Origin of the sequence: Bartonella sp. HY761 (assembly GCF_026743145.1) — a bacterium.
Classification (GTDB): domain Bacteria; phylum Pseudomonadota; class Alphaproteobacteria; order Rhizobiales; family Rhizobiaceae; genus HY038.
The window spans coordinates 2,375,018-2,393,568 of record NZ_CP104887.1; the positions used below are offsets into that span (position 1 = coordinate 2,375,018).

Genomic DNA, 18,551 nt, shown 5'->3' on the forward strand with positions numbered 1-18,551 from the left:
CTGAGCCTAGTAATTTTATTTAACAATAAATGCTGCTGCACCCTGTCATGTTTTTTTTAATAATGAGCGCGAAAACATAAGTTCCCAATGAACTGCGATAGATTTTGCTTTAAAACTGCGCACATCCAGGGATTGAGGATCATCGATTAGCACAAGATGGCTTTGCGGCGCCATTATCAATGGTAACTGCGATAAATATTGTTCTGTTGCATTGGTGGATAATACATAACCAACTTCATCTATGGCCAATCTTTTAAGCTGAGACACCAAATCTTCATGATGATTAATAATGTAATCTGCCCCATTTGGTGTATCGAAGCGCGGCTTTCATCTCTTGAAGAGGTTGCAATCACGGTTAAATTGCTTAAAGCATGCGTCCATTGTATTGCCCTACAACCAACATCACCGGCACCGCCAATAATAAGAATATTTTTATTACCCGATATCTTGCCTTTTGAATTTGCAATCGATCAAACAGCGCTTCTCATGCAGTGATAACAGTCAAAGTAGTGCCGCGGCTTCGGCAAAGCTTAAGCTTGTTGGCGTATGGCCTACGATACGTTCATCGACCAAATGAAATTGCGCGTTAATACCATTACGATCAATCGCGCTAGCATAAAAACCTCATCATCTTCCTTAAATAAAGTTACACCGTCACCGACAGCTTTGACCCTACGCGCTGCATCAAAGCCAAGTACGCGATAACCTTCTTTGGGAATAGTATTTGCTAGTAGCTCAACATCAACGGGATTAACTGCAACCGCCTTCATTTCCACCCAAAAATCGTGCCCTTTGCCTGCAGGGTAGTACTTTCTAAACTAAGAGACTATCATCAGCCTGAATGTCTTTTGGTTTCCTATAAGCACTCATGCTCATTTTTCTTACCCTTTCATTATTCTGATTGATTTTCCTTTCAAGATAATGAAAATTAGAAAATAAGCACAAGTATCGCCAAAGGTTGAATATAACCTATCATCACGTGAATTAACCTTGGCCCTGTTTATTTATAGCTTGAAAAATTGGGGCATAGATTAGTTTTTCTCATAAGGATAATAACACCACCATTGCCCCCTTATCAGTTTAAACATGCCGTAAAAATTTCATAAGAATGTATTTTTCATATTGGTGAAATATCACTCAATGAAACAAATAAAAATAGTAAATTATTATAATATAATAATAAAGATAATTTTAATAATTCAATAATATTGAATAAAGGTTATAAATATACTTGTAATGTATTTAAACACCAATTATTATTCGATATTTATTATATATAACGGGGATTTATAATGGATATGCACATGCTTAATTCAGAACTATCGACTAAATTAAGGCTTCTAGACGAAAAAATTGAAGTACTTCGTCAAAACTCTATTTATCAACAATGCCAAATTAATGTACACTCAGCCATCAGTAAAACACTTTTTATTATGCTTCTGGCACAGGATGCATCACCCACAGCACGTGAAACAACCGTAAAAAATATATTTGAAGCAATTCGTGCAACGGTTGGCTATATAACCTATTCAGGAATACCGCAGGATTTAGCTGATTATATTAGTGAGCAATCAAAAATAGTTTTAGAAAATGAACTATCATCGGTGTTGAGTGAATATGATGCTCTTTGCGCCGCTAAAAATGAAAGCACTGCATTAAAAAGCTGAGTTTTGATTACTTCCAATAGTGCAAGGTATATTACCTCTATTTAATCGATGGAATTTGTAAAACATTTAAAGTTGCAAAGAAAATTGCACAACATGCTAGAACAAGGCACACATGAAACTTGATAAATAACCGGTTGATATTGTACATGAACCAACAGGATATCTAGCTGTTCGGGGTAACAATGCCAAATATCCTGTGCTGTTCCTGTGCTTAAGAACTAGTAGCCATTTTACCACCAAATCTAATCCACGTATTTTGAATTAAATTGGTTAAGTAAAACGAGGAGCAAGGTATCCAGCTTCAAGCGGGGGGCGATAAGCCAGACACCTTGCTATTGCAGATTTTTATCTCTGCAACACCTGAATACTTATATAAATTTTTGATATGCTGCATATCAAAATTAAAATATAGAAATATACAACTTCCACTTAATAATAGATATATATAAAATTTGCATATTAATATATACTTAATATGACATTTACACTATTTTTGTTTATTTAATGACATAATTAAAGCAAAGGAGGGTTAGAAGATCTTCAAATTTTATCTGAAATTTTAATATATTATGATATTAAAATATCATAATATCCATCCTCTCTATAAAATCAATTTTCTATATTTTATATATAGCAAGTATTTCTTACAAAAAATTCAATATTTAATTACAAAAAAATTAAAATTTCTCTCAAAAAGTCATTTATAAGTTGCAATTTAAAATAATATTTAAATATTAAAGCATAAAAAATCATGTTAAAATTTTTTCAGGTAAGAATACCAGCACTTTAATTTTATAAAGCGCTATGGAACCAAATAATGCTTATCCCAATCCTTACGCGGCACAAGATCTCCTATCTTATACTCAAAAGTATTAATGGTTACAAAATCATCTTGGGTCTTGCAAATATAGGATAAACGATACCAATTGCCGTTCGATCTGAAGGCCGCACCTTTAGCTTTCACTGTATGTGCACTCATAACAGGATCTGAAAATGCATAAGCCAAAACCTTGTCAGGTCGCCAACGCTTTTCCTTACCAAGGCGGCTCATAGCTTCGATATCGCAACGTTGTTCAATGCGTGTTTGCGGGTCAAGTTTATTAAGCTGCATTATCTCTGAAGCGGTTAATGCATGAGCATTATTTATCAAAGTAAGCATTACTATAGCCACTAATGATAGAGCTATTTTTCGATAAAAATAATAGTATTTTAAAAAATGTACCGACAAACCAGATGCAGAAAATATTTGCTGCATTATGGATTTTTTATTTATGGGAAAACTATCCTCTATGATAGCATTTTTCCTATTGGCTCGCATTCTTATAAACCCTATTAAATTTTTGACTTTGAAAACCAAAGGCGATGAATCGATGCATATTTCAACACCGCATCCTTTTTAACCTTCAAATCTTAACGAAATTCTTGATGAAACTTTATATCTTAAAAACCTAAAATAAGATCACAACATGTTGCCCATCACTATAATCATAAGACAATTTCATTATTTTGGAAATTTTCGCAATTACGAGTTAACAAAAGCTTAATACCACTTTAATAAGATAGGGAATAAACCCAATAGTTGAGGATAAATTATGAAGCCGATTTTCATGCAACTGCAATGTGTACCTGGCAAAACCTACGAGGTTGCCGATATACTCTATACAAGAGAAATTGTTTCTGAACTTTATTCTACCAGTGGTGAATTTGATCTTCTTCTCAAAATTTATGTAGCAGAAGACAAGGATATTGGTAAATTCCTTAGTGAGAATGTTTTAGATATCCCAGGTATTGTACGTTCATTGACCACCATGACGTTTACAGCTTTTTAAAATTCATTTTCATTGGTAAGTTAATCAATGAATATTATCGCATATGAGACTTTGCGTCGCTTCAAACATAAAGTGTGCGAAGTTTATTGCACATCATCACAAACAGTTTTAAACATTTCTTGTCTTTTTATCTAAAAGCTTTAAAAGGGCTGATTGAAAAAAATTAAAGCTATTACGGCATTGTGTCGGATAATATGCTAATTGTGTGTGAAATTTTAAATGAAAGATATATCCATGGCACCCAATAGTGGCCTTACCAAAGAACAAAAATCATCAAAAGCCGTAAGCGATCAAGAAGCCCTCAATTATCACTTTGAAGGCCGCCCTGGTAAGTTAGAAATTATTCCAACCAAGCCAATGGCAACTCAGCGTGATTTGTCATTAGCCTATTCGCCAGGCGTTGCGGTTCCAGTTGAGGTTATTGCCAAAAATCCTGCTGCCGCCTATGACTATACGGCAAAGGGCAATCTTGTTGCAGTTATTTCTAATGGCACCGCTATTTTAGGGCTTGGTAATCTTGGTGCATTAGCTTCAAAGCCGGTCATGGAAGGTAAGGCGGTATTATTTAAGCGTTTTGCTGATGTCGACTCTATTGATTTGGAAGTTGATACAACTGATATTGAGGCCTTTATTAATTCTGTACGCTATTTAGGCCCAAGCTTTGGCGGCATTAATCTTGAAGATATTAAAGCGCCAGATTGCTTTATTATTGAAAGCCGTTTGCGTGAAATGATGGACATTCCTGTTTTTCATGACGACCAGCATGGAACAGCAATTATCGCCGTTGCCGGCCTTATTAACGCGCTTTATTTAACCAAGCGTGATATGAAAACAACCAAGCTTGTTTGTAATGGCGCCGGTTCTGCTGGCATTGCCTGTATTGAACTTGCAAAGGCTGTCGGCTTTGCTTCTGAAAACATTACTCTTTGTGACACCAAAGGCGTTGTCTATGAGGGCCGCCAAGAAAATATGAACCAGTGGAAATCGGCTCATGCTGTGAAAACTGATGCTCGTAGCCTTGCTGATGCGGTAAAAGATGCCGATGTGTTCTTTGGTGTTTCTGCCAAGGGCGCCCTTACTGCCGATATGGTCAAATCAATGGCAGCCAATCCAATTATTTTTGCGATGGCCAATCCTGATCCTGAAATTACCCCAGAAGAAGTGGCGGCAATTCGCTCCGATGCTATTGTTGCAACGGGTCGCTCTGACTATCCAAATCAGGTTAACAATGTTCTTTGTTTCCCTTACATGTTCCGTGGTGCTCTTGACGTGCGTGCGTCAACTATTAACGATAAAATGAAAGAAGCAGCAGCTTACGCTTTAGCAAATCTTGCTCGTGAAGAAGTGCCAGATGATGTTGCCGCTGCCTATCAGGGCAATCGTCCACGTTTTGGCCCCAACTATATTATTCCTGTGCCTTTTGATCCACGTCTTCTTGCCGCAATTCCTGTAGCTGTTGCAAAAGCGGCGATGGAAAGCGGCGTTGCGCGTAAACCAATTGAAGATTTGGACGCTTATGCAAATGAATTAGCAGCTCGCCGTGATCCAATTGCATCCACCATGGGTGATATTTATAAGCGTGTGCGCAATGAACCTCAGCGCATGGTCTTTGCCGAGGGTGAAGAAGAACAAGTCATGCGGGCGGCGCTTTCCTACGTTAATCAAAAGTTAGGTAGTGCAGTATTGGTTGGGCGTGAAGAAAAAATTCATGAAACAGCAAAGCAGGCCGGTATTGATCTTGATCGTGAAGGCGTTACCATTGCCAATGCGTCATCTAATGCCCGACGCGACGACTATGCCGATTTTATCTATCAGCGTTTACAGCGACAAGGTTGGTTAAGACGCGATTGCCACCGCTTTATTAATAATGACCGTAATTTCTTTGCTGCAACCATGGTCGCCATGGGCGATGCAGATGCCATGGTAACTGGCGTAACCCGCAATTATGAAACTGCTTTTTCTGATGTGCGCCGGGTAATTTCGGTTAAAGAAAATGCAAGATTAATGGGCGTTTCCATTGCGCTTTGTCGCGGTCGCACCGTATTTATTAGCGATACAGCAGTGCATGAACATCCGGACGCGACCGCCCTTGCCGATATTGCAGAACAGTCAGCGCATTTGGCTAGCCGCATGGGCTATACACCACGCGTTGCATTCCTTGCTTTTTCAACCTTTGGTCACATGAAAGGCGAAGGCGCCCAGCGCATTCAAGAAGCTGTGGCGATTTTAAAAGAACGCAAGGTTGACTTTGAATTTGATGGCGAGATGAGTGCCGATGTCGCATTAAATCCCAAGCTTATGGAACAATATCCATTTATGGGTTTTAAGGCACCAGCTAACGTCCTTATTATGCCTGGCTATCACTCGGCATCAATTGCTAGCAAAATGCTGCAAGAATTAGGAGGAGCCACCATTATTGGCCCTATTCTAGTAGGTCTTGAAAAATCAGTGCAAATTGTGCCTTTAGGTGCAAAAGACAGCGAAATTTTAAATATGGCCGCACTTGCAGCCTATGGTGCAGTTCGTTAAAAATGGATATGCTGATAAACTAGCATCCAAAATTAAAACTATAAAAAAGCCTCGTTGAAAAACGGGGCATTTTTTATGCGCCGCAAAAACCAAATATTCCACCATAGTGGATTGCAATTCAATGTTTGACACAACGCTTTTTATCAAGCAATAATTGCCCCAATCATCTTCGATGCTACAATAAATAAAGGGGCAAAAAATGCTTGTTGGCGATAATCATCGGGTAAATGGTGAAAGACTTTGGGACAGTTTAATGGAAATGGCCTTAATTGGCCCCGGTATAAAGGGCGGTAATAATCGCCAAACTCTTACCGATGAAGACCGCGAGGGGCGGTTGTTATTTACCAAATGGTGTAAGGATGCTGGCCTTACCATGAAAATTGATACTATGGGCAATATGTTTGCCCGCCTTGATGGCACTGAAAATCATCTCCCACCGGTTGTCATGGGTAGCCATCTTGATACACAACCAACCGGCGGCAAATATGATGGTGTTTTAGGGGTATTAGCAGGTTTGGAAGTTATCCGCACCATTCGTGATCTTGGCATAAAAACGCGCCACCCTATCGAAATTGCCAATTGGACCAATGAAGAAGGTGCACGTTTTGCACCTGCTATGGTTGCTTCAGGTGTTTTTGCCGGTGTAATTGAGGAAAGCTGGGCAAAACAACAAACCGATAGTGAAGGTAAAAAATTCGGCCTTGAGTTAGAGCGCATTGGTTTTGTTGGTGATGAGCCTTGCGGAAAACATCCAATTAAAGCCTATTATGAACTTCACATCGAGCAAGGTCCGATTTTAGAAGATGAAGCAATTGATATTGGCGTTGTTACTCACGGCCAAGGTTTAAAATGGATTGAAATTACCCTTTTAGGCAAAGAAGCTCATACAGGATCAACACCAATGGTCAAGCGCATTGATGCAGGCCTTGGCATGGCGCGCATTTTAGACCGTGTCAATGATATTGCTTGGCGCTACCCTCCCCATGCGGTGGGCGCAGTTGGCATGGCCAATATCTATCCTAATTCACGCAATATTATTCCTGGTAAAGCCGTTTTTACCATCGATTTTCGCCATCCTGATAAAACAATAATTCAGGCTATGGTTGATGCTCTCATTCTTGAGGGTAAAAAAATTGCCACGGATTTGGGTTTGGAGTTTAGTTGGCAAGAAGTAGGCGGTTTTGATCCAGTAACCTTTGATAAGACCTGCGTTGACAAAGTGCGCTCCGCTGCAAAACAACTAGGTTATTCCTATTGTGATATCGTATCTGGCGCAGGCCATGATGCATGCTGGATTAGCCATGTTGCTCCAAGCGCAATGATTATGTGTCCTTGTGTTGATGGATTAAGCCATAATGAAGATGAAACGATTACGCCGCAATGGGCAAAATCTGGTAGCGATGTATTGTTGAACGCCGTATTAGCAACAGCAGAAATTATTGAATAAAATTATGTGGGAGATCATTTAAAGGTGCTCTTGAAAATGTGTTAATCGTTGTGAAAACTGGGAGGTGAGCATGACAACACAGCTTATAAAAAACGGTATTATCGTTACGGCAGATCGTAGCTATAAGGCTGATATTTTAATCAAAGACCAAAAAATCGCGGCAATCGGTGATAATTTACAAGGCGATCGTATTATAGATGCCAAAGGTTGCTATATCATTCCCGGTGGCATTGATCCCCATACACATTTAGAATTTCCCTTCATGGGAACCCATTCTGCCGATGACTTTGACACTGGTACTAAGGCGGCAATAGCAGGTGGCACCACCATGGTTGTTGACTTTGCCCTACCCGATGAAAATGGTAGCCTACTTGGCGGCTTACAATCTTGGTTTCAAAAGGCCGGTAAAGCACGTTGTGATTATTCATTTCATATGGCAATTACCGGTTGGAATGAGCAAATATTTAATGAAATGCATGAAGTGGTTAAGCGCGGCGTTAACACCTTCAAGCATTTCATGGCCTATAAGGGCTCAATCATGGTCAATGATGATGAGATGTTTGCTTCATTTTCACGCTGCGCGGAATTGGGAGCCTTGACCCTAGTCCATGCTGAAAACGGCGACATCATAGCGCAACTACAACAAAAGTTGACCAAAGAAGGTAAAGTTGGCCCTGAAGCCCATGCATGGTCAAGACCCCCTGAAGTTGAGGGAGAAGCAACTAATCGGGCGATTATGATAGCTGACCAAGTTGGCGTTCCACTTTATGTGGTACATGTATCATGCGAAGAAAGCCATGAAGCAATCCGGCGGGCAAGGCAAAAGGGCATGCGAGTTTACGGCGAACCACTAATCCAACACCTTACCTTAGATGAAAGTGAATATATGGATAAGGACTGGGATCATGCAGCAAGGCGCGTGATGTCTCCACCCTTTCGCAACAAGGAACATCAAAACAGCCTTTGGGCGGGTTTAACTGCAGGTTCGCTACAAGTGGTTGCAACAGATCACTGCGCATTTACAACAGAGCAAAAACGCCGTGGGTTAAATGATTTTACTGCCATTCCCAATGGTACTGGCGGATTGGAGGAGCGGCTTGCCTTGCTTTGGACCCATGGGGTGCGCACTGGGCGCTTAACGATGAATGAATTTGTTGCAGTTACCTCTACCAATATTGCAAAAATTTTAAATATTTATCCGCAAAAGGGTGCAATTATCGAAGGTGCTGATGCTGATCTTGTCATATGGGACCCAGAAGCCAAAAAGACCTATTCAGCTAAGCAACAAAATTCAGCCATCGATTATAGCGTATTTGAAGGAATGGAAGTTGTAGGCTTGCCAAAAACTGTGCTAACGCGCGGCAAAATTGCTTATGACAATGGCGAAGTTATAGCGCAAGCTGGGGATGGCAAGTTTATTGAACGCCAACCATGGAATGTGGCGAATGAAGCACTTTCCAAGTGGAAAGAATTAGCAACGCCTCAGCTTGTAAAACGCAACGCGCTACCAATAACGACTGGGATATAAATAGAGCCTTGACTGCACGACGCAAGAGTATTTTGTTGAAATAAAACCAATAAATACTCCTGCATTGTAGATTGGAGAAAATCATTAATCTTTAGAGCGCACCTTATAGGTAAATACAGTTTGTCCTTTAGCCTCTACATTGACTTTCCAACGTGCATAATTTGCATTTAGTTTTTCATGGACAATATCTTCTTCCAAAATTTGCCACTCTTTTGGAAAGAAAATACGAACATCCACTACGATGGCTTCATCCTTGGCATTTTTAACTGTTATTAAGCTAGTCTTTTCATAGGATGGGCTATCACCCAAACCTACCTTTTTGGCATCTGTGACCTTACCATATACATTAACGTCAAAAGGGTTACCTGGTGTAAAGGATACCCACTCATTTTCTGCTGTATGCTTAATAGAATCTTCGCCAATAAGCTGTGGATCTCCCTGCTTGTCCGGCTTATAAGCGCGTAAAATACCTTTAGGCAATGGCACACCTAAATTAGACTGTTTATCATTGAAAAATGAAAAATAGACATTAACATTAAAAGGCTCACCTTCATTATTGGAATTCGTATTACTCGTTAAATACGAGCCAAATAGATGTGGTTCGGCTTTATAGAATTTTTGAACTGGGATATCATAAGCGGCCATTAAGGCAATCTGCTTTACCTGTTTATTTTTAAGTGTCGTTGAATAAGGTAACGTGTAAAGATGATAGTCAAATAAACTTTCGTGTCCAGAGAATGCCTTACCTGTTCCCGCGCCGTCGTAAAGTACACCAGATTGTGTTACCATCCAGTCTAATTTTACAATATTGATTTTCCCCGCAACAAGTTTAACCGTAGCATCATGATAATCTGTGCCGCTATTATTGGTAAGCGTGACCCAACCTTTAAGGGAAATGCAATTTTCTTGTTGGTTAAGCTCGGCAACATAATCGGCAATCCAACTAAAGCCGCTTGAAAGATAAGAAATTTCCACTTGCCGCGTACCAGCTTTGCTACACATAATATCGGTTGCTAAGGTTGGGCGATCGCGTAAATTTTGTGGCAATGCGTCAAATTTTATTCGCGCATATTTGGGTAAACCAATTTCAATACGGTCACAATATTGTAAAACAAGACCAGAATTATTGGAAAGAATAGTTGCCTTTTCTTCATACTCATCGCCAGCACTATTGCGCATGACGATTGTCACTTCTTTGCCAACATATTTTTCGGTTAGGCATCCGGTGTTAAGAGATCAAAATTAAAATTTTGCTCAATCACGTTCAACTCAGTACCGTCTGTAGCAGTCATAATTGCGGTTTCTGGTCGTATTTTTCCAGAAACATCACGCAAGGCAATGCGGTTCATACCACTATTCAAATTTAGGTCGCGCACTTCACGCACAAGAGCTAAATGTTCATTATAAATTGTAACCGCAATTTCTTTACGCGCATTGCTAAAACTCACCTGTTCATCAATAGGGCGCATTTCTATTTGGTGGTTTACGTTTTTATTTTCATCTCTTTCCATAAATTACCCTCACGCTAAAAACCTTATACCAACCGTATCAAAATACCTTACCATGGTTATGTGCAACTAAAATTTGGTGCTTACTCCAAAAACAAAATTTTGCACCCTCTTTTTGATATGTAATCGTAGCTTATAATTGAAAACTTTTTGCTCGTTTGGTTCTAGCTTTACTTTCCAAAGCACGTTATATGCGTCAACATTGATGTGGGACAAATTTTCATCCAAAATCACCCACTCATCTTCAAAATGAAACCGTACCCAAACTTCGACAGCCTGATTTTTTGTATTTTCTATTGTAATTTTATGATTTGCTTCCGAAATGGTGCCATTTTCAATTTCGGTTTTAGATAACCCTGTTATATCGTCATAAGCCTTTATATCATCGGTAGTAACCGATTTTAAAGCTACGCGTTCGCCCTCCATCGTGTGATTTAAAAATTTTTCATTTAAAAGCAGCATGTCACCTTTATTATCTGCTTTATAGCTACGCAAAGTTCCCTTTGGCATTGGTATTCCCAAATTGGAGTGCTTATCATTTAAAAAATAATAATTGGCGCTAGCACTAAGTTTTTCACGACGATCCCAATCTTTAGATTGCGTGTCATATCGCCGTTGGGTTAAGTCTGAGTACGACAGCTCATAATATTTGTAAACTGGTATGTTCTCAATGTTCATCAACGCGACTTGCTTTACCTGATTATCCTTAAGGGCCGTTGGTTGTGGTAGCGTATAAAGATGATAATCAAGTATGGGCGCTTCAAATTTTGCAGAAACACCAAAATTAAAATTTTGTACCCGATCTGCCTTTTCTACTAAGTTTTTTCGTTCTTCAGGAACCAAGTTAAGCTCACCTGCGACAAGCTGAATTTTGGCGTTTTCAAAACTCGTACCACTATTATTTTTTAATGTTACCCAGCCCTTTAAAGACATTTTGTCATTGTCTTTGTTTAATTGTGCAACATAATCCGCCTCCCAATGTAAACCACTGGAAAGATAGGCTATATCGACGTGGCGTGTGCCCGCAGTATCGCTTATTATGTCGGTCACGAGCGTTGGCCGATCACGTAAATTTTGCGGCAGGCTATCAAATTTTATCCGTGCATCTTTTGGCAAACCTATTTCAATGCGGTCAGCATATTTGAAAATAAGACCATTATTGGCTGAAAGAAGAAATGCCTTTTCTTCAGTAATGCTGCCATCTTGGTTACGGCGAATAATAGTTAATTCCTTGCCAACATTTTTTTACTCAAAGAATTAGGGGTTAAAAGATCAAAATTAAAATTTTGTTCAAGAACATGAATTATTGCATTGTCTTTAAACTTCATAATTGCTGTCTCTGGTTTGATTTTGCCTGAAACATCACGCAATGCAATGTGATTTAACCCCTTTTTAAAATCAAGATCACGCACCTCACGCACCAAGGCCAAATCATCATTATAGATTGTCAGCGCAATTTCTTTGCGGGCGTCGCCAAAACTTGTTACTTCCATCACGTCTTCTGCTAAGACCTGTAGGGTACTGCCAAGTAAAAGACTTGCGCAGCAAGCAACTAATTGAGTGGTCTTTTTCATTATTACCCCTTATGGAAAAATTGGCCTATTCAATGTCTTTATGGGCTTAAAGCGCTTGATGCGAAAATCCATCAATGGTTTTTCTTTTAAAAAACGCAATGCGATTAGCAGCTTAGAGCATGTCTTAGCTTCCTAATAAAGCGGACATGCTCTTTGGTTAAACGCTATTTTATTCGCTTACACGAACTGTATAGGTTAACGTGGCTTCGCTTTTTGGATCAATTTTGACCTTCCACACAATATGTTTGTCATCGCGCTTTTCATGGGCAATGCTTTCTTCCAAAACTTCCCATTCGCCATAAAAACGCCGTGGAACCTCGACAGTAACGGCTTCATCTTTGGTATTTTTAAAGGTAATTTCATTGGTGGTTTCAGAAGTAGAGCCAGATTTTAAGCTTAAGCCAAATTTTTTGCTTTCTGTACCTTTCATTTGTGCCGAAATATCAAGCGCATTGCCAAACTTTAACCGCACCTTGGCATTGGGATCAACATGTTGAATAATATTTTGACTTAAAAATACTGGACTGCCATTTTTATCCAAAGCAAAGCTTCTAAGATTGCCACTTGGCAAAGGCATACCAAGATTGGATTGTTTATCATTGGCAAAATCAAAATAAACGCCAATAGTGGCTTTTTGTTCGCCAATAGAGCTCGACTTGCTATAGCTATAATCATTAGAATTGCTGCCTTCGCCGTCAAGAATATAATGCTTAACGACCGGTACTTCCACGCCATTTACCAAAGCTGCTTGCGTGTCAACTTCATGATTAAGGGTGACCGGCTGCGATATGGTATAGGAATTGTAATTGAAGGCAGCGCGATCTTCAAAAGATTGGTCGGCTAGAGTAATGCCGGGCTCTTCAATATCTATCCTTGTTTTACCCTTTTTTTCATAAGAACCAAAAACATCAGCTTTGCCCGCAATTAGGGTTAATTTTGCATTTTGATAACTGATATCCGTATTATTTTTAATTGTTACCCAACCCGTAAAAAGCATTTTGTCTTCGCTAGCATTAAGCTTTACCGCATATTCTGCAACCCAATCAAATCCTTTAGAAAGATAAGAAAGATCAACGGTCTTTTTGCCCTCTTCACTGCTCATCACCTTGGCTAGCAAAGTTGGCTGGTCATATAGGTTTTGCGGTAAGCTGCCAAAATCAACGCGCACATCGGCAGGAAGACCGGCAGTAATTCTATCGGCATATTGCAAAATAAGGCCTGAATCATTTGATAGAATGGTTGCCTTTTCACAGCGTTCTTCGCCATTTTTGTCGCGGCTAACAATGGTGACTTGTTGGCCAACATATTTTGCCGTTAAATTGGCTGGAGTTAACTGATCAAAATGAAAGCTTTGTTGCAACATCTGGAGTTGTGTTTGCGCAGAACTCAAAAAGGCTGTTTCCGGTCGTATCATGCGCGAAACATTACGAAAAGCAATGCTGGCGATACCTTCGCTAAGGTTAACATCGCGCTGCTCATGCACTAATGCGAGACTATCTTTATAAAGGGTAATTGCTATCTCTTTACTTGACTGAGCAGAAATTATTTGTTGATCCACCGTTTGTGCTGATGATTGGGTGATTGATGCCACCAATAATGATGCACAACTGGCAAGAAGTATTTTTGACTGTTTCATGAAATAATCCTCAACGTAAAAATGCTTAAATTATGATTAATTACTCGTGCGTACCTTATAGGTGAGTACAGCTTCACTTTTGGGATCTACTTTTACGCGCCATATAACAGTATTGGCGCTGCGTTTTTGATGAGGAATATTTTCATTTAATATTTCCCAGTTTTTATAAAAATTAGTTGGAATTTCAACTACAACGGGCTCATCCTTAACGTTTTTAACCGTAAGTTGATTTGTTGTTTCATAACCTTTTCTTGAATCTAAACTCAAGCTAACCTTTTCGTGCTCTAAGGTTTTTGCATAGACTTTAACATCAAATGCATCGCCAAATTTTACCCGCACATTTTCTTTGTCAGCAGTGTGATCAATGCTATCTTCGCCGATAAAAAGTACATTGCCTTTGCTATCAGGCTTATAGGCTCTCAATACGCCTTTGGGTAAAGGCAAACCCAAATTGGATTCCTTATCATTTACAAAGTTAAAATAGACCCCAACTTTAAGTGGCACTCCTTCTTCATCCATATTATAGTGAGAATATATGCGCCTAGTCTCCTCAAGGCTATAATGTTTTTCGACTGGCACATTATCTGCGCTCATTAAAGCCACTTGTTTAATTTGATTATTATTTAATGTGGTTGGATGTGGCAAGGTATAAAGATGATAGTCAAGCAGCGCTTCCTGCTGCATAGGTGTGAACATTACCATTACCTTATCCTGACTGCTTCCTCCAGCCCACTTATCTTTGTGAGCGTTAAGATCAACTTGATTAATATCACCAGCCACCAACTGTAATTTCGCGTCCTTATAAGATGTGCCACTATTATTTTGGAGTGTTACCCAACCTTTTAGGGAAATTCTATTTTCGTCATTGTTAAGCTCAGCAACATAGTCGGCTTTCCAGTTAAAGCCACCTGAAAGATAGGCAATATTAACTTCTTTATTGCCTGTTTCTTCACTCATAATATCGGTGATGAGTGTTGGGCGATCGCGAAGATTGTGCGGCAAGGTATCAAATTTTATCCGCGCATCTTTTGGTAAACCAATTTCAATTCGGTCATTATATTTTAAAACAAGGCCGGAATTATTGGAAAGAAGGACCGCTTTTTCTGAATTTTCACTGCCGTCTTGGTTGAGCCTAACAATGGTAACTTCCTTACCTACATATTTTGCAGTTAAAGCGTCTGGCGTTAAAAGATCAAAATTGAAATTTTGCTCAATTACATAAAGTTTGGCATTGTCCTTAGTGGTCATAATCGCCGTTTCAGGCTTAATCTTGCCGGAGACATCACGCAAAGCAAAATGATTAACGCCCTTTTGCAAATCAAGATCTCGAACTTCACGCACCAATGCCAAATTTTCATTATAAATGGTTACGGCAACTTCTTTTCGCGCCTCGCCCGAGCTAACCTTTTCAGCGCTGGTTTGAGCTGAAGATTGAGCAATACTTGCAATAAATAAGGTTGCACAGCTTGCAATTAAAACATTGGTCTTTTTCATGAAACCTCCTTATGTGAAATTAAATTTTAAGTTTCTCTCGTTGCCTTTTGTGCCTAATGCAAACGCGAACCCGCCGCACAATTTTAAAGGAATTATTTAATTCTATTGATAAAAAACAAATTGCTGCGCAGTTGTGCAGGGCAATTTAAACTTAATTTTTGGTGCGTACCTTGTAGGTAAGTACACTCGCACTCTTTGGATCAACTTTTACTCGCCATACCGCAGTATCAGCATTACGCTTTTCATGAGGCATATTTTCCTGCAAAATTTCCCAATCGTTAGAAAAAGTGGCTGGAATTTCAACCACAACGGGCTCATCTTTGGCATTTTTAATTGTGATCTCATTTGTAGTCTCAAAAATTATTTTTAATTTTAGAGCTAAGCCAACCTCTTCGCTTTCTAATGTTTTTGCATAGACTTTAACATCAAATGCATCGCCAAATTTCACCCGCACATTTTCTTTGTCAGCAGTGTGATCAATACTATCTTCACCGATAAAAAGCACATTGCCCTTACTATCCGGCTTATAGGCACGCAATACGCCTTTGGCTAAAGGCACGCCCAAATTGGATTCCTTATCATTTACAAAGTTAAAATAGACACCAACTTTAAGTGGTTCGCCTTCTTCATTCGCGTTGTCATTGGAATAGCTGCTTTGGGCTGCCTCAGCGATATAACGCTTTTCGACTGGCACATTGTCTGCGCTCATCAAGGCCACTTGTTTGATTTGGTTATTATTAAGTGTGGTTGGCTGCGGCAAAGTATAAAGATGATAATCAAGGAAAGATTCCTCAGCCAGTTTAGTTGCGTCCTCGAAGATCTTCACCTCCCCAATCTCGCCGCCAATCACGATATTTTTTCCATAATTAGTCGCCCTATTAACGTCACCAGCGACCAACTGCAAGTTCGCGTCCTTATAAGATGTGCCACTATTATTTTGGAGTGTTACCCAACCTTTTAGGGAAATTCTATTTTCATCTTTGTTAAGTTCAGCAACATAGTCGGCTTTCCAGCTAAAGCCACCTGAAAGATAGGCAATGTTAACTTCTTTATTGCCTGTTTCTTCACTCATAATATCAGTGACCAGTGTTGGGCGGTCGCGAAGATTTTGCGGCAAAGCATCAAATTTTATTCGTGCATCCTTTGGCAAACCAATTTCAATACGGTCACTATATTTTAAAACAAGGCCAGAATTATTGGAAAGAATGGTGGCTTTTTCTGAATTTTCGCTACCATCTTGGTTGCGACTAACAATGGTAACTTCCTTACCGACATATTTTGCAGTTAAAGCATCTGGCGTTAAAAGATCAAAATTAAAATTTTGCTCAATCACATAAAGCTTGGCATTGTCCTTGGTAGTCATAATCGCCGTTTCAGGCTTAATCATGCCGGAGACATCACGCAATGCAAAATGATTAACGCCTTTTTGTAAATCAAGATCGCGCACTTCACGCACCAGTGCCAAATCTCCATTGTAAATAGTAATGGCAATATCTTTGCCAGCATCACTGGTACTTACTTGCGCGTTTTGGTCTTGCGCAAAAGATTGAGTAATTGAGGTAAAGCAAAAGATTAAACTGTTCAAAAACAGCCAAGCTGCTTTTTTCATAAGCCCCCCTTTAAAATGTCTTTATCGCAGGTTTCAAACGGTTTTATAACTGTGAGTTGCTTTTCGTTTTGTTGCCCCGCAATTAGCGGGGCAACGAAAAGCTAATTGCTGGTGCGTACCTTATAGGTAAGTACACTCGAGCTCTTAGGGTCAACCTTTACTCTCCATACGGCAGAATAGGCACTGCGCTTTTCATGCGGAATATTCTCTTGCAGCACTTCCCAATTACTATAAAAATTTTCTGGAATTTCAATCACAACCGGCTCATCCTTAGCATTTTTAACCGTGAGTTCATTTGTAATTTCATAAATTGGGTTTGAATTTAAACTCAAACCAACCTTTTTATGCTCCAAGGTTTTGCCGTAAACCTTAACATCGAAGGCATTGCCAAATTTCACCCGCACGGTTTCTTTATCAGCAGTGTGAGCAATGCTATCTTCACCGATAAAAAGCACATTGCCCTTACTATCAGGCTTATAGGCACGCAATACGCCTTCGGGTAAAGGCACGCCTAAATTGGATTCCTTATCATTTACAAAATTAAAATAGACACCAACAGTAAGTGCTTGCCCTTCTTCATCGCTGTTATAGGTAGAAAATGAACTGCTTGTAGCCGCAGCAATGTAGCGCTTTTCGACCGGCACATTGTCTGCGCCCATCAAGGCCACTTGTTTGATTTGATTATTATTGAGCGTAGTTGGTTGCGGTAAACTATAAAGATGGTAGTCAAGAAAAGGTTCTTCAGCCATTTCCTCCTTAAATGGAGAGCTACGGGCTTGAACGTCATCTCCCCCACGAATTTCCGCACGTACATAGCCACGTGCTCTATTAATTTCACCTGCAACCAGTTGTAATTTAGCATCCTTAAAAGATGTGCCACTATTATTTTGTAAGGTAACCCAACCTTTTAACGAAATTCTATTTTCATCTTTGTTAAGTTCAGCAACATAGTCCGCTTTCCAGCTAAAGCCACCTGAAAGATAGGCGATATTAACTTCCTTAGCTCCTTCCTCATCACTCATAATATCAGTGACCAGTGTTGGACGATCGCGAAGATTTTGCGGCAAGGCATCAAATTTTATTCGCGCATCCTTTGGCAAACCAATTTCAATACGGTCACTATATTTTAAAACAAGGCCAGAATTATTGGAAAGAATGGTGGCTTTTTCTGAATTTTCGCTACCATCTTGGTTGCGACTAACAATGGTAACTTCCTTACCGACATATTTTTCAGTCAAAGCTTCTGGTGTTAAAAGGTCAAAATTGAAATTTTGCTCAATCACATAAAGCTTAGCATTATCCTTGGTGGTCATAATGGCAGTTTCTGGCTTAATCATGCCAGAAACATCACGCAACGCAAAATGATTAACGCCTTTTTGTAAATCAAGGTCGCGCACTTCACGCACCAATGCCAAATTTTCATTATAAATGGTAACTGCAACTTCTTTACGCGCATCGCCCGAACTTACTTTTTCAGCGCTTGTTTGAGCCGAAGATTGGGCAATGCCTGCAATGAGCAAAGTTGCACAGCTTGCAAGTAGCATATTAGCCTTTTTCATGAAGTCTCCTTAATAAAACAAAAATATCAATGTTTGATTTTTGTCATTAAAGGGAATGAATAAGACTTTTTTTCTACATTTTTGCAGCAAAAATAAATTATTTTTAATAATTCAATAGATTTTTTTGCCATATTTTCTTAAAAATTAGCTGATATGTGCAGAATACTTCAA

The 18,551-nt window shown here is 39.4% G+C and carries 17 protein-coding genes; 6 read left to right on the top strand and 11 right to left on the bottom strand.

Going from position 1 to position 18,551, the window contains the following annotated elements:
* Nucleotides 1-45: 45 nt before the first annotated feature.
* Nucleotides 46-267: a hypothetical protein gene (locus N6A79_RS10320; protein WP_268545873.1), complete on the bottom strand. Its 222-nt coding sequence runs from the start codon at nt 265-267 to the stop codon at nt 46-48.
* A gap of 9 nt (nt 268-276) precedes the next feature.
* Between N6A79_RS10320 and N6A79_RS10325 the strand changes: the two genes are divergently transcribed.
* Nucleotides 277-495, top strand: coding sequence for a hypothetical protein (locus N6A79_RS10325; RefSeq protein ID WP_268545874.1), 219 nt, complete (start codon nt 277-279; stop codon nt 493-495).
* A 56-nt stretch (nt 496-551) separates the two neighbouring features.
* On the opposite strand, the gene N6A79_RS10330 is transcribed toward N6A79_RS10325, so the two are convergent.
* Nucleotides 552-776, bottom strand: coding sequence for an alcohol dehydrogenase catalytic domain-containing protein (locus N6A79_RS10330; RefSeq protein WP_268545875.1), 225 nt, complete (start codon nt 774-776; stop codon nt 552-554).
* A gap of 528 nt (nt 777-1,304) precedes the next feature.
* Between N6A79_RS10330 and N6A79_RS10335 the strand changes: the two genes are divergently transcribed.
* A complete protein-coding gene (locus tag N6A79_RS10335) occupies nt 1,305-1,667 on the top strand; it encodes a hypothetical protein (protein WP_268545876.1) in 363 nt (120 codons plus the stop codon).
* An 802-nt stretch (nt 1,668-2,469) separates the two neighbouring features.
* On the opposite strand, the gene N6A79_RS10340 is transcribed toward N6A79_RS10335, so the two are convergent.
* Nucleotides 2,470-2,826, bottom strand: a complete 357-nt coding sequence (locus N6A79_RS10340; protein WP_246708062.1) for a DUF930 domain-containing protein — start codon at nt 2,824-2,826, stop codon at nt 2,470-2,472.
* A gap of 433 nt (nt 2,827-3,259) precedes the next feature.
* On the opposite strand from N6A79_RS10340, the gene N6A79_RS10345 reads away from it, so the two are divergent.
* The 4 genes from N6A79_RS10345 to hydA all read left to right on the top strand — a co-directional run bounded on the left by N6A79_RS10345 (nt 3,260) and on the right by hydA (nt 9,000).
* Nucleotides 3,260-3,496: an Lrp/AsnC ligand binding domain-containing protein gene (locus N6A79_RS10345; RefSeq protein WP_262078489.1), complete on the top strand. Its 237-nt coding sequence runs from the start codon at nt 3,260-3,262 to the stop codon at nt 3,494-3,496.
* A 234-nt stretch (nt 3,497-3,730) separates the two neighbouring features.
* Entirely contained in the window at nt 3,731-6,025 is a 2,295-nt protein-coding gene (locus tag N6A79_RS10350; protein ID WP_182419736.1) for an NADP-dependent malic enzyme, read from the top strand.
* 199 nt (nt 6,026-6,224) lie between these two features.
* Entirely contained in the window at nt 6,225-7,472 is a 1,248-nt protein-coding gene (locus tag N6A79_RS10355) for a Zn-dependent hydrolase (protein WP_268545877.1), read from the top strand.
* Nucleotides 7,473-7,542: 70 nt separating this feature from the next.
* Nucleotides 7,543-9,000, top strand: a complete 1,458-nt coding sequence (hydA, locus tag N6A79_RS10360; protein WP_268545878.1) for a dihydropyrimidinase — start codon at nt 7,543-7,545, stop codon at nt 8,998-9,000.
* A gap of 84 nt (nt 9,001-9,084) precedes the next feature.
* Here the strand turns inward: hydA and N6A79_RS10365 are convergent, their stop codons facing one another.
* The 8 genes from N6A79_RS10365 to N6A79_RS10400 all read right to left on the bottom strand — a co-directional run bounded on the left by N6A79_RS10365 (nt 9,085) and on the right by N6A79_RS10400 (nt 18,380).
* Nucleotides 9,085-10,191 carry a DUF4139 domain-containing protein gene (locus tag N6A79_RS10365; RefSeq protein WP_268545879.1) on the bottom strand — a complete coding sequence of 369 codons (1,107 nt, stop codon included), beginning with the start codon at nt 10,189-10,191 and terminating at the stop codon, nt 9,085-9,087.
* A gap of 23 nt (nt 10,192-10,214) precedes the next feature.
* Nucleotides 10,215-10,511, bottom strand: coding sequence for a hypothetical protein (locus N6A79_RS10370; protein WP_268545880.1), 297 nt, complete (start codon nt 10,509-10,511; stop codon nt 10,215-10,217).
* A gap of 66 nt (nt 10,512-10,577) precedes the next feature.
* Nucleotides 10,578-11,624, bottom strand: a complete 1,047-nt coding sequence (locus N6A79_RS10375) for a DUF4139 domain-containing protein (protein WP_268545881.1) — start codon at nt 11,622-11,624, stop codon at nt 10,578-10,580.
* A gap of 107 nt (nt 11,625-11,731) precedes the next feature.
* Entirely contained in the window at nt 11,732-12,082 is a 351-nt protein-coding gene (locus N6A79_RS10380) for a hypothetical protein (protein ID WP_268545882.1), read from the bottom strand.
* Between the two features lie 169 nt (nt 12,083-12,251).
* A complete protein-coding gene (locus N6A79_RS10385; protein WP_268545883.1) occupies nt 12,252-13,718 on the bottom strand; it encodes a DUF4139 domain-containing protein in 1,467 nt (488 codons plus the stop codon).
* A 36-nt stretch (nt 13,719-13,754) separates the two neighbouring features.
* Complete coding sequence (locus N6A79_RS10390) at nt 13,755-15,212, bottom strand: DUF4139 domain-containing protein (RefSeq protein ID WP_268545884.1); 1,458 nt, start codon at nt 15,210-15,212, stop codon at nt 13,755-13,757.
* Between the two features lie 151 nt (nt 15,213-15,363).
* Nucleotides 15,364-16,821 carry a DUF4139 domain-containing protein gene (locus N6A79_RS10395; protein WP_268545885.1) on the bottom strand — a complete coding sequence of 486 codons (1,458 nt, stop codon included), beginning with the start codon at nt 16,819-16,821 and terminating at the stop codon, nt 15,364-15,366.
* Between the two features lie 101 nt (nt 16,822-16,922).
* Nucleotides 16,923-18,380, bottom strand: a complete 1,458-nt coding sequence (locus N6A79_RS10400) for a DUF4139 domain-containing protein (RefSeq protein ID WP_268545886.1) — start codon at nt 18,378-18,380, stop codon at nt 16,923-16,925.
* Nucleotides 18,381-18,551 lie beyond the last annotated feature (171 nt).